Origin of the sequence: Pseudomonas sp. RV120224-01b (assembly GCF_003208145.1) — a bacterium.
GTDB lineage: Bacteria > Pseudomonadota > Gammaproteobacteria > Pseudomonadales > Pseudomonadaceae > Aquipseudomonas > Aquipseudomonas monteilii.
Map to the genome: position 1 here is coordinate 601,467 of NZ_QKMQ01000001.1, position 15,460 is coordinate 616,926.

The 15,460-nt window shown below is 64.3% G+C and carries 12 protein-coding genes; 7 read left to right on the forward strand and 5 right to left on the reverse strand.

Going from position 1 to position 15,460, the window contains the following annotated elements:
• Positions 1-142 precede the first annotated feature (142 nt).
• A complete protein-coding gene (locus tag N436_RS02840) occupies positions 143-1,153 on the reverse strand; it encodes a phosphotransferase enzyme family protein (protein WP_105945184.1) in 1,011 nt (336 codons plus the stop codon).
• A 230-nt stretch (positions 1,154-1,383) separates the two neighbouring features.
• On the opposite strand from N436_RS02840, the gene fabG reads away from it, so the two are divergent.
• The 3 genes from fabG to N436_RS02855 are packed head-to-tail and all read left to right on the forward strand — an operon-like array spanning position 1,384 to position 5,070.
• Positions 1,384-2,157 carry a 3-oxoacyl-ACP reductase FabG gene (gene fabG, locus N436_RS02845; RefSeq protein ID WP_110740377.1) on the forward strand — a complete coding sequence of 258 codons (774 nt, stop codon included), beginning with the start codon at positions 1,384-1,386 and terminating at the stop codon, positions 2,155-2,157.
• 40 nt (positions 2,158-2,197) lie between these two features.
• Positions 2,198-3,748, forward strand: coding sequence for an APC family permease (locus N436_RS02850; RefSeq protein WP_218277632.1), 1,551 nt, complete (start codon positions 2,198-2,200; stop codon positions 3,746-3,748).
• An 11-nt stretch (positions 3,749-3,759) separates the two neighbouring features.
• Complete coding sequence (locus N436_RS02855) at positions 3,760-5,070, forward strand: aspartate aminotransferase family protein (RefSeq protein WP_105945182.1); 1,311 nt, start codon at positions 3,760-3,762, stop codon at positions 5,068-5,070.
• A gap of 70 nt (positions 5,071-5,140) precedes the next feature.
• Here N436_RS02855 and N436_RS02860 read toward each other — a convergent pair whose 3' ends face one another.
• Entirely contained in the window at positions 5,141-7,066 is a 1,926-nt protein-coding gene (locus N436_RS02860) for an AMP-binding protein (RefSeq protein ID WP_110740378.1), read from the reverse strand.
• A gap of 295 nt (positions 7,067-7,361) precedes the next feature.
• On the opposite strand from N436_RS02860, the gene sfnG reads away from it, so the two are divergent.
• Both sfnG and N436_RS02875 read left to right on the forward strand, forming a co-directional pair.
• Positions 7,362-8,456 (forward strand): dimethylsulfone monooxygenase SfnG, encoded by a 1,095-nt coding sequence (gene sfnG, locus N436_RS02870; RefSeq protein ID WP_110740380.1) that lies wholly within the window; start codon positions 7,362-7,364, stop codon positions 8,454-8,456.
• A gap of 94 nt (positions 8,457-8,550) precedes the next feature.
• Positions 8,551-9,132, forward strand: a complete 582-nt coding sequence (locus tag N436_RS02875; RefSeq protein ID WP_110740381.1) for a hypothetical protein — start codon at positions 8,551-8,553, stop codon at positions 9,130-9,132.
• A 58-nt stretch (positions 9,133-9,190) separates the two neighbouring features.
• Here the strand turns inward: N436_RS02875 and N436_RS02880 are convergent, their stop codons facing one another.
• Positions 9,191-10,498, reverse strand: coding sequence for an NtaA/DmoA family FMN-dependent monooxygenase (locus N436_RS02880; RefSeq protein ID WP_110740382.1), 1,308 nt, complete (start codon positions 10,496-10,498; stop codon positions 9,191-9,193).
• A complete protein-coding gene (locus tag N436_RS02885) occupies positions 10,498-12,582 on the reverse strand; it encodes a TonB-dependent receptor (protein ID WP_105945178.1) in 2,085 nt (694 codons plus the stop codon). The genes N436_RS02880 and N436_RS02885 overlap by 1 nt, the downstream gene beginning before the upstream one ends.
• Before the next feature lie 220 nt (positions 12,583-12,802).
• Between N436_RS02885 and N436_RS02890 the strand changes: the two genes are divergently transcribed.
• Positions 12,803-13,621, forward strand: coding sequence for an IclR family transcriptional regulator (locus tag N436_RS02890; RefSeq protein ID WP_105945177.1), 819 nt, complete (start codon positions 12,803-12,805; stop codon positions 13,619-13,621).
• Positions 13,622-13,659: 38 nt separating this feature from the next.
• On the opposite strand, the gene N436_RS02895 is transcribed toward N436_RS02890, so the two are convergent.
• Complete coding sequence (locus N436_RS02895; protein WP_110740383.1) at positions 13,660-14,451, reverse strand: ABC transporter ATP-binding protein; 792 nt, start codon at positions 14,449-14,451, stop codon at positions 13,660-13,662.
• A gap of 109 nt (positions 14,452-14,560) precedes the next feature.
• Between N436_RS02895 and fepB the strand changes: the two genes are divergently transcribed.
• A complete protein-coding gene (fepB, locus tag N436_RS02900) occupies positions 14,561-15,460 on the forward strand; it encodes a Fe2+-enterobactin ABC transporter substrate-binding protein (protein ID WP_110740384.1) in 900 nt (299 codons plus the stop codon).

Sequence of the window (15,460 nt, forward strand, 5' to 3'; positions counted from 1 at the left end):
TTTTCATTCCACGCCGGGCAAAAGGCCGTACGCCAGCCTGTCGAGCGCTCAAGGGCCATTCATTGCGGCGCTGCCGGGGCCCCTCCTGGCGCAGGCTGCGCACCGGCACGGTGCGTAGCCTTTGGTTACAAAACTGTTTCGATCATGCCCGCGCGAGTGCGCCCACGGGGCGCTCCTGCAAGTAACGCTGGCACAGCCCTACAGTTTGCTCGACCCACTGCGGGCCCAGGCATTCCACCTGTGGCGTGCCGCGGTGGGTGCCGGTCCAGGCCAGCAGTTGCAGGCGCCGCTGCATGATCAGCGTAGGCAGCATGGCGATATCGCCAGCATCCAGGCTGGCCACGCTGCCGTAGCCTTCCAGCCAGTTGTCGATCCACTGCGGCAGGTCGGGGTGGTGTTCGAAGAAGCTCAGGGCCGCCGCCAGGTCGTGCAGGTACCAACCCATGCCGCAGTCGTCGAAGTCGATGATGCGGGTACGGTCACCTTGCACCAGCAAGTTGGTCAGGCGCAGGTCAGCGTGAATCAGGCCAAAGCGTGACGGGTCCTCGCCATAGTCGGCCAGGCGTGCGCCGATCACCTGCACCGTTTCGCTGATCAGGGCGCTGCCTCGGGCATCGAGGTAGGGCGCATCACGCCAGCTGCCCCAGTGGCCCTGTTCACCCAGCATGCTGGGGTGGTTCCAGGTCAACCGCTGGAAGTTGCCGGGGCGTTGCCAACTGCGGGCGTGGCGATGCAGATGGGCGTTGATGGCGCCAAGCCGGCGAAACGATGCATTCAGCTGTTGCTGGTCGGGCTCGCCGCCGTCTATCCAGTGGAACAGCACCACGTAGCGGTGGCCATGGCCGGGCAGGTCGACTACCTGGATCGCTTCGCCGTCCAGCCCGGCGATGGGCACCGGCACTTCCAGGCCAGCCTGCTCCAGTGCCGCCAGCCAGGCCAGTTCACTGGCGATGTCAGCCTGCTGGTGATAACCCGCGCGGTGTACGCGCATCACAAAACGTTGCCGCTGGCCCCGCACCCGGTAGGTGGCGTTCTCGGAGTGCACCAGCAGCTCGATCTGGCCCTGGTAGGTATCGGCGTAGCCCGCCAGCGCACGCTGGGCAAAGCGTTCAAGCACGGCAGGGCGGTTGTGGGATGGGTGATCGTTGGTCATCAGGCACGCTCCGTTGGCAGGGGTCTGGTTGCCAGCATGAGTCGAGCCTCGCGCCACTGGCTTGACCGCAAACCGCGAAATCTTGACCACGCGCCACAAGCCGCCAGGGCCGCTTCGAGAATTTGATCCTGCAGCCCTCAACTTGTGCCCTGCGGTCAAGTCGCCACCTGCCGGCCGGCCCACCATCGGTCCCCATCACTGGCGCAAACAGCGGATCGAGGGCTTGGAGCATGCTGACTTCTCTACAAGGCAAAAGCGTATTGGTCACCGGCGGTACCAGCGGTATTGGCCTGGGTATCGCCGTCGGTTTCGCCCGTCAGGGCGCCAAGGTGGCGATCAGTGGTCGGCACCGGGACAAGGTTGAAGCCGTTGCCTGCCGCTTGCGCGATCAAGGCCTGGATGTCATCGGCCTGGTGGCCGATGTAGCCGACCGGGCGCAGGTGCGGCAGATGGTCGAGGAGGTGGTGCAGGCCCAGGGTGGGCTTGATGTGCTGTGCGCCAACGCTGGCGTGTTCCCCTCGGCTGCGCTGGCCGACATGCGTGATGACGACTGGGACCAGGTACTTGGCACCAACGCCAAAGGCACCTTCCTCTGTGTGCAGGCGGCGCTGCCGCATTTGCGCAATGCAGCGTACGGCAGGGTGATTCTGACCTCATCCATCACCGGCCCGCTCACCGGCTTTCCCGGCTGGGCGCACTACGGCGCGAGCAAGGCGGCGCAGCTGGGTTTCATGCGCACCGCCGCGATCGAGCTGGCCCGCGATGGCATCACCATCAATGCCGTGCTGCCGGGCAACATCGTGACGGAAGGCTTGCAGGGCATGGGTGAGGACTACCAGGCCAGCATGGCCGCGTCCATTCCGCTCAAGCGCCTCGGCCAGGTCGAGGACATTGCCAATGCCGCACTGTTCTTCGCCTCCAGGGAAGCCGGCTACATCACCGGGCAGAGCCTGATCATCGATGGCGGGCAGATCCTGCCCGAGTCCCTGCAGGCACTGGTCTGACCCCTTCCACCAAAACCATAAGAGCACGGAGTGGATCCTGATGAGCGAGACCTACAGTGGTGAGCTGGAACTGCGGCGCGACAGCCAGGCACAGCCCCAGGAGGTACAGCGCCTGCGCAAGAACGCGGTGGGCTTGATGGGTGTGCTGTTCATGACGGTGGCCACGGCGGCGCCGATCACCGCCATGCTCGGCAACGTGCCGATTGCCATCGGCAGCGGCAATGGCCAGTACGCGCCCGCAGGTTACCTAGTGGCGACCATTATCCTGGCGCTGTTCGCCATCGGATATGCGCAGATGGCCAAATACATCACCGCCACCGGGGCTTTCTATGGCTTCATCTCCCATGGCCTGGGGCGGGTTGTGGGCATGGCCTCGGGGCTTGCCGTGACGCTGACCTACATCGTTTTCGAAGCCGCCTTGGTCGGCATTTTCGCCTTCTTCTGTGAAGACCTGCTGGCCAGTGTCGCCGGCCTGCATGTGCCATGGATCGTGTTCGCCCTGGCGATGCTGGTGGCCAACGGTGTGCTCAGCTATTTCGATATTTCCCTCACCGCCAAGGTGCTCGGGCTGTGCCTGGTGCTGGAAATCCTGATGCTGGCACTGATGGCCTTTGCCGTGCTGTTTCATGGCGGTGGGCCGCAGGGCATGGCGGTGGAGTCTATCAACCCGCTGAACGCCTTTAGGCCGGCCGAAGGAGTGATTGGCGCAAATGCCGGCATCGGCCTGTTCTTCGCCTTCTGGTCCTGGGTCGGTTTCGAGTCGTCGGCCATGTACGGCGAAGAGTCGCGCAACCCGAAAAAGATCATCCCCCTGGCAACGTTGCTGGCGGTAATCGGCATTGGCGTTTTCTATGTGTTCGTTTCGTGGATGGCCATCGCCGGCTCCGGCCCTGCCGAAGCCATTCGCCTGGCACAGGACCCGGCCAGTGCTGCCGAAGTGTTCTACGGGCCCACCCGCCTGTACCTGGGCGAATGGGCCGTGAGCCTGTTCAAGCTGCTGGTGGTGACTGGCTCGTTCGCCTGCGGCATGGCCTTCCACAACTGTGCGGCGCGCTACATCTATGCCTTGGGCCGGGAAAACCTGTTCGTATGCCTGGGCCGCACCGTTGGCCGCACTCATCCACGCCATGGCTCGCCACATGTGGCCTCGACCGTGCAAAGCGTGATCGCCACGCTGATCGTGCTGGCGTTTCTGTTCACGGGCAAAGACCCGTATGCCGACCTGTATGCCTTGCTGGCGATCCTCGGCACCATGGGCATCCTCATCGTCCAGGCGCTGTGCGCCTTTGCCGTGATCTGCTACTTCCATGTCGGCACCCAGCGCCGTGCCCAGGCGCACTGGTTCAAGACCTTCCTGGCGCCTCTGCTGGGCGGCATCGGCATGCTGTACGTGGTTTACCTGCTGTTCGCCAACCTCAGTTTCGCCGCTGGCAGTGCGGCCGAGTCGCTGCTGTTCCGGCTGATCCCGTGGATCGTCGCCTCCAGCTTCGCGCTGGGTGGCTCAATCGCCTTGTACTTCCGTTACTTCGACCGCCGCAAGTACCACATCATCGGCAGCATCGTCATGGACGACGCGCGCCAGGACACCTGAGGAGACCGACCATGTTGAAAGTGAATGCCTTCCAGCCCGAGCAGGCTGCGGCCCTGGACGCTGCCGAGCGCCGTCTGATCGAGCGCCGCCAGCGCCTGCTGGGGCCGGCCTATCAGCTGTTCTATGACAACCCGTTGCACCTGGTGCGCGGTTCCGGTACCTGGCTGTATGACACGGCAGGCCGGGCCTATCTCGACCTGTACAACAACGTCGCCTCGGTCGGCCACAGCCATCCGCGCGTGGTGGAAGCCCTGGCCGGGCAGGCGGCTGCACTCAATACCCATACCCGTTACCTGCACGAGGGCGTGCTCGACTATGCCGAGAAGCTGCTGGCGACCATGCCGGCGCAACTGGGCAATGTCATGTTCACCTGCACCGGCAGCGAGGCCAACGACCTGGCACTGCGCATTGCCCGGGACTATACCGGGGGCACTGGCGTGATCGTGACCCGCTATGCCTATCACGGCATGACGGCGGCCATTGCCGAGCTGTCGCCGTCGGTGGGTGAGTATGTACCGCTGGGCCGTGACATCCGCGTGGTCGATGCACCTGAGCACCTGCCGCAGGCACCGCATCAGGTCGGCCAACGGTTCGCTGCCCAGGTGCGCGCTGCCTTGGCCGACATGCAGCGCCATGGCATTCGCCCGGCGGCGCTGCTGGTCGACACCCTGTTTACCAGTGATGGCGTGTTCGCCGACCCTGCCGGCTTCCTTGCTGAAGCGGTGCAGGCCGTTCGCGCTGCCGGTGGCCTGTTCATTGCCGACGAAGTGCAGCCCGGCTTCGGCCGCACCGGTACGCACATGTGGGGCTTCCAGCGCCATGGTCTGGTGCCCGACCTGGTGACCATGGGCAAGCCGATGGGCAACGGCCACCCGTTGGCAGGCTTGACGGTGCGCCCGGAAATCCTTGAGCGTTTTGGGCGTAACGCCAGTTACTTCAATACCTTTGGCGGTAACCCGGTGTCTGCTGCCGTCGGGCTGGCCGTGCTGCAAGTGATAGAGGAAGAGGGCCTGCAGGAGAACGCCCGGCAGGTGGGCGCCCAGCTCAAGGAGGGCCTGGAGGGCCTGGCACGCGAGCATGCCTGCCTTGGCCAGGTACGTGGCGCGGGATTGTTCATTGGCGTGGACGTGGTAACGCCGTCGGGCGCTGCCGATGGCACTACGGCGCGGCGTATCGTCAACCTGCTGCGCGAAGAAGGCATGCTGATTGGTGTGTCGGGGGCCGCTAACAATGCCCTGAAGATTCGCCCGCAGTTGTGCTTCTCGGCGCAGAACGTCGAGCAGTTCCTGGGTGCCTTGCAGCGTGTGTTGCGCCAGCTGTAGCGGCTTGATTCCGGCTGTTCGAACAAACCCCGCCAAGGCCTGCCTTGGCGGGGTTTGTTGTTGTACGTGGTCAGTGCCCGGTGGCCGCCTTGCGCCCTTGGGCCACGTCATAGCAGCCGGCCCGCTCGAACACCGCGCGCACTTCATCCAGCACGGCCGGGTCTTCGATGGTCGGTGGTAGTGCGACCTCGGGGCTTGCCGCCAGGCTGCGCAGGGTTTTGCGCAGAATCTTGCCAGAGCGGGTCTTGGGCAGGCGCTTGAGGATGAACACCCGCCGTAGTGAAGCGACAGCGCCGACCGCATCGCGCACCCTGGCGACCAGTTCGCCTTCCAGCTGCGCCGGGTCGGGTTGCACGCCGTGCTTGAGCACCACGAACCCCACCGGCACTTCGCCCTTGAGTTCTTCAGCCAGGGCCACTACCGCGCATTCGGCAACCGCCGGGTGGTCGCCCAGGGCTTCTTCCAGGCTGCCGCTGGACAGCCGGTGCCCGGCCACGTTGATCACATCGTCCACCCGGCCCATGACGAACAGGTAACCCGCTTCATCCAGGTAGCCACCGTCGCCGCTGCAGTAGTAACCGGGGAAGCTGCTCAGGTAGCTGTCGGCAAAGCGCTGCGGGTCGCCCCACAGTGTGCTCAAGGTGCCGGGTGGCAATGGCAGGCGCAAGGCGATGTTACCTGGCCGGTTGCACCCAACGGGCTGGCCTTCGTCATCCAGGATTTCCAGCCGGTAGCCCGGCATCGGTACGCTGGCCGAGCCGGTTTTCATCGGCAGGTCATCGAGCCCGCGCGGGTTGCCGGCAATCGCCCAGCCGGTTTCGGTCTGCCACCAATGGTCCACAACCGGGCAGGGCAGAAAGCCCTGCAGCCATTCGCTGGTGGGCGGGTCCAGGCGCTCGCCGGCCACGAACACGGCCTTCAGGCAGGACAGGTCGCGCCCGGCGGCCAGCTGTACCTGCGGGTCTTCACGCTTGATGGCGCGGAAGGCGGTGGGGGCGGTGAAGAACACATTCACCCGGTGCTCGGCGATCACGCGCCAGAAGGCCCCGGCGTCGGGCGTGCGTACCGGCTTGCCCTCGTACAGCAAGGTGGTGCAGCCACGGATCAGCGGGGCATAGACGATGTACGAGTGGCCCACCACCCAGCCGATGTCCGAGGCGGCCCAGAACACCTCGCCGGGGTGTGCGTCGTACAGGGCCTGCATGCTGAAGTTGAGCGCCACGGCATGCCCGCCGTGGTCACGCACCACCCCCTTGGGTTTACCCGTGGTGCCCGAGGTATAGAGGATGTACAGCGGGTCGGTGGCATTCACCGGCACCACGGGGACGGCCTCGGCCTGGGCGAGCAGGTGTTGCCAGTCGTGTTCGCGTGGGCCATGCAACGGCGCCGGGGCCTGTTCGCGTTGCTCGATCACGATGTGCGGGCGATGCCCGTCGGCCAGTTGCAGGGCCTGATCGAGCAGCGGTTTGTAGGGCACCACCCGGTCGTACTCGATGCCGCAGCTGGCGCTGAGCAGCACCTTGGGCTGGGCGTCGCGGATACGCACCGCCAGCTCGGCGGCGGAGAACCCGCCAAAAACAACCGAATGCACTGCGCCCAGCCGCGCACAGGCGAGCATGCCGACCAGCGCCTGGGGGATCATCGGCATGTAGATGATCACCCGGTCACCACGCTCCACCCCGAGGGCGCGCAACATGCCGGCACAGCGGGCCACGCGTGTTTGCAATTGCCGATAGCTGATGCGTTCTTGCACGCCAGTGGCCGGTGAGTCGTAAAGGATGGCACAGCGTTCGCCTGCGCCGTTGGCGACGTGGCGGTCGACGGCCAGCTGGCAGGTGTTGAGCTGGCCATCGGCAAACCACTGGCCGCTGCCATCGGCCCGGGCCGTGAAGATCTGTTGCGGGAAGCGATGCCAGTCCAGTGCGGCGGCCTGTTCGCGCCAGAATCCCTCGGGGTCGTCGGCAGCGCGGGCGTAGGCCTGCAGGTAGCTAGTCATGGGGTTCTCCTGGTTGCTGTTATTGTTTTTGACGGCCTTCTGGCCTGCGGTAATCCTCCCAGTCAGTGCGGATGGTCGCTTGACCATCGGGCACAATTACTTGACCGCCGAACGCTTGGCGGGGGCTCTCAGGCGTGCTGTTGCGGGGGCAACAGTGGATCGACAGTCTGCTGTCTGAAGTGCACCCGGACAGGTTGTTAATTTATTTAAATTATTGATTTATATGAATTTTATAGATTGGCATGTTTGCTGCTCCCACCTCCTTGAACCCCAAGGATTCTCAAGGAGCCTCCCCATGAGCCACGCCCCAATCAAATTCGCCTACTGGGTCCCCAACGTCAGCGGTGGCCTGGTGGTCAGCACCATCGAGCAGCGCACCAGCTGGGACATCGACTACAACCGCAAGCTGGCGCAAATCGCGGAAAAATCCGGTTTCGATTACGCCCTGTCGCAAATCCGTTTCACAGCGGGCTATGGCGCCGACAACCAGCATGAGTCCGTCACCATCAGCCACGCGCTGCTGGCCGCCACGGAAAAACTCAAGGTCATCGCCGCCATCCTGCCAGGCCCGTGGAACCCGGCGCTGGCGGCCAAGCAGCTGGCGAGCATCGACCAGTTCACCCATGGCCGTATCGCCATCAACGTGGTTTCGGGCTGGTTCAAGGGCGAGTTCCATGCCATCGGTGAGCCTTGGCTGGATCACGACGAGCGCTATCGCCGTTCTGAAGAATTCATCCGCGCGTTGAAGGGCATCTGGACCCAGGACAACTTCACCTTCAACGGCGACTTTTACCGCTTCCGTAACTACAACCTCAAACCCAAGCCGCTGCAGCAACCGCACCCGGAAATCTTCCAGGGCGGCAGTTCGCGTGCGGCACGGGACATGGCGGCGCGTGTGTCGGACTGGTACTTCACCAACGGCAACAGTGTGGAAGGGATCAAGGCCCAGGTGGACGACATCCGCACCAAGGCGGCGGCCAACGGCCACTCGGTAAAGATCGGGGTGAATGCCTTCATCATTGCCCGCGATACCGAGGAAGAAGCGCGTGCGGTGCTGCAAGAGATCATCGACAAGGCCAACCCCGAGGCGGTGCGAGCGTTTGGCCAGGAGGTCAAGCATGCCGGTTCGGCCAGCCCGGAGGGCGAGGGCAACTGGGCGAAGTCCAGCTTCGAGGACCTGGTGCAGTACAACGACGGCTTCAAGACCAACCTGATCGGCACACCGCAGCAAATTGCCGAACGCATCGTCGCGTTGAAGGCGGTGGGGGTGGATTTGATCCTCTCCGGCTTCCTGCATTTCCAGGAGGAAGTGGCGTACTTCGGCGAGCACGTGTTGCCGCTGGTGCGGGCGTTGGAAGCCGAGCGCGGCCTGGACAAAGCAGTAGCCTGAGGCCGGGGGCAGGGAGGGCTTGGCACCCTGCCAGTATTGTCGGATTGTCGTGCAGGGGTTAGGTTGACGGGCTTACTTCAAGGAAGACTACCCCATGAAACGGACCTTACCGCTCCTGTTCGCCTGCGCGATTTTCCCCTTGCAAGCCTGGTCGGCGCTTGAAGTTGGCCAGTTTACCCTCGGCATGCCCAAGGCCCAGGTCCTGGCCATTCTGCAGCAGCAGTTCGGTGAGGTTGAGCATTTCACGGGCTATCACTATCAGGTGCCCACCGAGTTTTATCAGGGCGCCAATCCCAAGAGCGACTACAGCCTGGGCGGTGTTCCCGTGTCACAGGTGAAAGCATCGTTCAATGAAGCCGACCAGCTTCGCCAGGTCGAGGTACGGCTGGATACCACTGACGAGGTGCGGGTCCAGCAACTGCTGCCGATGACGAAGCAGGCCAAGCGGGTGCCGAATACCGGTGGCCGGCTGGAAGCGTTTTCTGCAGAGGGTGAGCTGGTTTACTGGGTCTCCAAAGACTGGGACTGGACCGTGGTGACCATTGCCGACAAGGCCAGCTCGGCCGGGAACATCAAGGCCCGGGCCAAGAGTGACGAGAAGTTTGCCCAATTGAACCGCAAGTTCGACAAGCTGATTGAAACCGCCAAGGCGGTGGAGGGGAAAGGCGCGCCTTGAGCGCAGGGTCGCGTTGCTTTTTCGATGGATGGGGGCGCAAGCCCGCCCCCTTGGCCCTTCAATACCGCTGCAGATGCTCGGCAAACGTGGCCCCGTGATAGCGTTCGCGGAACAACCCTCGCTCCACCAGCCGCGGCACCACTTCATCCAGAAAGCGGTACACCGAGCCGAACGAGCCCCCCGGCGCGGCGATAAAACCATCCATCACCCCCGCCTCAGCCCAGTCGGCAATCTCGGCGACAGCATCGTCGACTGTGCCGATCACTTGCCAGTGCGCCGCCGACAGCACTTCCGGGCGCATCAGCAGCTCTTCTGGCAGCAGTGACTCACGCTCTATCAGGCGCCGTAGCAGGTTCACATGGGTCCGGCTGGCACCGGGCAGCAACTGCAGTGGCGGCAGGTCTGCTGCATGAATGCGCCGGTCACTCGGCCAGTTGGCCAGGTCGATGCCGATCATCTTCTCGATGGCCGCGTACTTGCGTGCCTTGTCCACCCGTGCGTGGGTGTCCATGAACAGTTCGCGTGCCTGCTGGCGAGTGGGCGCCAGGTACAGGCTCAGGCCCGGCAGCAGGCGAATGTCGTCGGCCTGGCGGCCATGCTTTTGCGCGCGGCGTGACAGGTCGCGGCGCAGGTCCGCCGCGGCGGCCTGGTCGGGAGTAGGTGCAAAAACGATGTCGGCGACGCGGGCAGCGAAGTCACGGCCGCTGTCGGATGCGCCGGCCTGGATCAGCGGAATGCGCGCCCCCTGTTCGGGCAGGTTGAGCGGGCCCTGTACCTGCAGGAAGTCCCCTTGGTGGTTGATCGGCTGGACCTGCGCCGGGTCGGCATAAATACCGTTTTCGCGGTCGATGCGCAGGGCCTGTTGCGGAAAGCTGCGCCACAGTTGCTGCACCACCTCGGTGAACTCGGCCGCGCGGGCGTAGCGCTCTTCGGCGCTGGGCATGGCGGCCAGGCCGAAGTTTTCGTGGCCCTGCAGGGCGGTGACGATGTTCCAGCCCACCCGGCCCTGGCTCAGCCAGTTCAGTGACTGCAACTGGCGTGCGACCAGGTACGGCGGGAAGAAGGTGGTCGAGATGGTCGACACCAGGCCGATTCGGCTGGTTTCGCGGGTAAGTGCGGCCAGCAGTACGGTAGGGTCGAGGCTGGTGAAGCCCGAGCCGCTTTCCAGGGCATCGGCCACCACGCAACTGACGTCGGGGCGGAACACGAAGTCCAGGTGCGCGGCCTCGGCGCGGCGGGCGATATCCATGGCGAAGTCGCTGCCGAACAGGGTTTCGACACGGCTGTCGGCGCGCCGCCAGCCCTCACCGCTGAGCCAGGTAGGGGCAAGCGAAATGCCGATGTGCAGGCCTTTCCTGAATGTCATCAGAAGGCCCCCTTGATGCCCACACCCACGGTGCGCGGCTCGGTCATGCTCGCTTCGATCCCGCCGATCCCCCGGTTGGTCTGCATGTAGGTCGGGGTGCGTTCGTCGAACACGTTCTTGACGTAGGTATACACCTGCACCTGGTCGCTGAAGCGGTAGCTCATGCGGGCATCGGCCACGGTGTAGCCGTCGATGGCATAGCTTTTGGTGTTGGCCACGTCCGAGTAGTAACCGTCGATGTGCCGCACCTGGGCATTGAGGTTGAGGCGGTCGGTAATGTCCCAGCTTGGGCCGAAGCTGACGGTGTAGCCGGGCGAACGGGCGAACTCGTTACCGGCATAGCTGCTGTTGGCGTCGATGTCGTCGATGCGGGTTTGCAGGGCACCAGCACTGGCCTTCAGGGTCAGGCTGTCCAGCACGCGGTAGTCTGCCGACAGCTCGAAGCCATAGGCATGGGCCTTTTCGGCGTTGATGGTGTAGGACTGGGTCAGGCCCGAGGCCAGCACCACCGGGATGTTGTACTGGGCATCCTGCATGTCCATGTAGAACAGGTTGGCGTTCAGGTGCAGGCGGTCGTCCAGCAGGCTGGCACGGGCGAACAGTTCGTAGTTCCACATGCGCTCGTCGTCGAATTCCTCGAAGCGCTTGCTGCTGAGGTTAAGCGACACACCACCTGGGTTGTAGCCACGGCTGACCATGCCGCCCACGGTCCACTGCGGGGTCAGGGCGTAAGCCAGCGACACCTTGGGCAGGAAGGCGGTGAAGGTTTTGTCGTAGTCCAGCCCGTTGGCGGCGAACGGCGAGGTGCCGCTGCGCTGGATTTTGTCCTGTTGCAGGCGCAAGGCGGTGGTGAGCGTCCAGCGGTCGGTGAGGCGGTAGCTGACTTCGCCGAACACGCCCAGGTTGCGCTTGGTGTCATCGAAGTCGGAGATACCACTGTAATACAGGATTTCGTCCGAGTCGGTGCGGGCCAGGTACAGGCCGGCCATGCCGCTCAGGGTGTCCTGCTGCTCGCCGAAGGTGACGCGGGTTTCGTTGGAGAAGTTCTTCTGGCGGATGTCGGCGTCGCCACCGTTCGCCACGCCAATGACCCGGTGCACGTTGGACAGCGAGTACTGGGTCTGGTTGAACAGCTTCATGCCGTTGTCCAGCTCGTAGTCCACGTCGACGATGTGCGTGTTGCTCTGCTGGTGCCAGCTGGGCATGGTGGCGCCGGTATGGTCCAGGTCGTGGAACGGGCGCGAGGCCGCTTCCTGGGTGGGGCGGTTGGAGTCGCCGTGGGCGAAGGTGTACTTCAGGCCCAGGCCAGGTACCGCCTCGGGCAGCCACAGCAGCTTGCCGCGCAGGTTCAGGGCGCGGAAGTCCTGGTCGGTGTTGTGGCTGGCAAACGCGGGGTTGGTGTAGTCGATGAAGGTGTCGCGCGCCGAATAGTCCAGCGCCATGCGCCCGGCGAGGTTGTCGGTCAGCGGCCCGGACACTGCCAGCGATGTACGCCGCGAGTGGTAGCTGCCGATCTCGGCCTGGTAGGCCGCCTCGGGGGTGAAGGTCGGGTCTTTGGTCTTGACCACGATGGCCCCGGCGATGGCGTTGGCGCCCTGGCTGGTGGTTTGCGGGCCGCGGTACACCTCGATGCTGTCCACGTCCCACACAGACGGCGCGCCGAAGTACATCTCGTTGTAGTTCAGGTAGTGCCCGTCGAGGTTGATGGTGGCGCGTGGCACGGTACCGCCCCAGAACACGTTGGCGCCGTTGTTCGGGCCTTGGGTGTCCTGGCCGCGAATGATCGGCGCGCCCACCGAATCGGTGTAGATCACGTTGGGCACGTCGTTGAGCACTTCGTGCACCGAGGCGTTGCCGGTCTTGAGGCTGTCGATTTCGCTGGCGCTTTTCACCGACACCGACGAGGCCGTGTTGCGCAGGTCACGTTCCACCTTTTCACCGCTGACCACAACGGGGGTGAGGACCAGTTGCGAGCTACCGGTGGTAGAGGCTTGTTCGGCCAGGGCGTGGGGAGCAGCAAGCAGGGTAGACAGGGTCAGCACACCGAATCCATGGCTGAACGAACGTTGCGCAGGGTACTTCAAGACAACCTCCAAATGAGAACGATCCTCGTTTGCGGCGCAAGGTATCACGGTGCCATTGCATTCCGCAATAAAGAATCTATTCCTCAAAGTGGTATGGTGTCGCCTGCACCTGTCAGTGCCCGCGCAAGGCCGGGGCTGCTGGCGGTATGATAGGCAGCCGCGCTAACCGGCCACCGTGGTGGCGCCTGGCCGGATAATCAGAAATGAGGAGATAGCCCTGTTGAACACTTTGCAGTCCCCCGCTGACGCGGAGCCGGAGAGCCCGGGCGAGAAGCGTTCCGGCACCATCCAGTCGGTGTCGATCGCTGCGCGGTTCCTGAATGTGCTGGCCAATGCGGAAAACGAACTGAGCCTGGGTGAAGTGGCCCGGCGCACCGGTACTGGCGGCTCTACGGCGCACCGTTACCTGCAAAGCCTGGTGAAGGAAGGGCTGGCCCGGCAAGACCCGGCCAGCGCGCTGTACGACCTGGGCCCGGCCGCGCTCAGCATCGGCATTGGCGCCCTCAAGCGGGTGGACGCCGTGGAAATTGCCGCCCGGCACATGAAGGGCCTGGCCCAGCGGCATGCCGCCAGCGGCGGGGTGGCGATCTGGACCGACCGTGGGCCGACCCTGGTGCGCTGGTACCGCAGCGCCTACTTTTCGATCAACCCCTTGGCCTTGGGCGATATCCTGCCCATCGACAACACGGCCTGTGGGCTGATCTTCCAGGCGTTCCTGCCCAAGGCCACCATCGATGCTGCACGCAAGTTGCAGCCTGCGCATTTTCGCGGCACGCCGCCCAGCGCCAAGGTGCTGGAGCAGATCCGCCAGCATTGCTGGGCCGAGTTGACCAGCCACTTGCTGTCGAGCGTCACCGGGCAGGCGGCGCCGGTGTTCGATGCGCAGCAGGAGATTGTGTGCGTGATGACCACGGTGACCGACCTTGGGCAACTGCGCACGCCGGAGGATCGGCAGGCGCTGTTCCATGAAGCGGGGTTGGTCAACCAGGCAACCGGTGGGCGCATGCTGGGGGCTCCAGCGCCGGTACTGCCGGAGTAAGCGTAACCAAGGCCTGCGCACCCCAAGGGCGCACGGCCTTAAAACGCTTCACTACGCCCACGCGGCACCAGCATCGGCGTCCCGCTCACCGGGTCGTCAATCACCAGCCCCGACAACCCGAACACCTGCTGCACCAGCGCCTCGGTAAATATCTGCGCCGGTGCGCCCTGGGCGACAATGGCGCCATCGCGCATGGCTACCAGGTGGCTGGCATAGCGGCAGGCCTGATTGAGGTCGTGCAGCACCGCCACGATGGTGCGGCCTTGGCGGTTCAGGTCGCGCAGCAACTCCAGCAATTCGTACTGGTGGGCAATGTCCAGGTAAGTGGTGGGTTCGTCCAGCAACAGCAGCGGCGTGTCCTGGGCCAGCACCATGGCAATCCACACGCGCTGGCGCTGGCCACCAGACAGTGCCTGCAGCGGCCGTTCGGCCAGCTCTTCGATGCCGGTCGCGTGCATCGCCCGCTGCACCGCTTGCTCATCTTCGACTGACCACTGCCGCCATAGGCGCTGGTGCGGGTAGCGCCCGCGCGCGACCAGTTCAGCCACACGGATCCCGTCCGGTGCGTTGGCGCTCTGGGGTAGCAGGGCCAGGCGCCGGGCCACATCCTTGGCGGGGCGCGACTGGATGTCCTGGCCGTCGAGCAGCACTTGGCCGCAACTGGGTGCCACCAGCCGCGAGAGCGCCGCCAGCAGGGTCGATTTGCCACAGGCATTAGGGCCGACGATCACGGTGAAACCACCATCGGGGATGTCCAGCGACAGGTCGCGCGACAGTGTTCGGGTATCGCGGCGCAGGGTCAGTGCGCGGGCTTGCAGGCGAGGGTTCATGGTCGGTCCTTGGTCGTGCGCATTTTGCGGAACGTATTCTACATGATGGAATTATCTGCATGAGAAGTATTATCATGCGCAGCTGATTCCCTCTGAGCGAAGCCAATCGATGAAGCGTTTTCGAGTTTGTGCAGCACTGGCCGCTGTCGCCCTGGCGTTTGCCGGGGTAATCCCCTGCGCTATGGCCGCGCCTGCGCGCATTGTCTCCACCACCCCGAGCGTGACCGGCATTCTGCTGGCCATGCAGGCGCCGCTGGTGGCCAGCGCCGCCGCCACGCCCAGCCGCCTGACCGATGGCAAAGGCTTCTTCTCGCAATGGGCTGCCGTGGCCGACCAGCGTGATGTGCAGGTGCTGTACCGCAACTTGCAGTTCGACATCGAGGCGGTGGTGGCCAGCGCGCCCGACCTGTTGGTGGTGTCTGCCACCGGGGCCGACAGTGCTGCACCGCACCTGGCTGAACTCAAGGCCCAAGGTGTGCCGACCTTGGTGGTGAATTACTCCAACCAGTCCTGGCAGGAGCTGGCAACCGAGCTGGGCGCAAAAACCGGGTTGCAACAGCAGGCCAAGGCCGTGATTCAAGAGTTCGACGACTACACCCGTGCAACCGCCGCGCGCTTGCACCCTTCACCCAGGCCGGTGGTGCTGATCGGCTACAACATCGGTGGCAGCTATTCCATTGGCCGTACCATCAGCCCGCAGGCGCGGCTGCTGACCGCACTTGGCTTCCAGGTGCGCGAGCTGCCTGAAACGATGGCCGGGCAGGTCATTCGTGCGACCGAGTTCCAGTTCATTTCCCGCGAAAACCTGGCCGCTGCCATCGGCGATGCCGATGTGTTCCTGCTCAGCGCCGATGACAAAGACGCCCAGGCATTTCGCAACGACCCGGTGCTGGCCAACCTGCCGGCGGTGCAACACCAGCGCGTTTACCCACTGGGGCCCAGTTCGTTCCGCATCGACTACTACTCCGGGCGGCAGATGCTCGACACCGTTGCCGGTTACTTCCGCTGA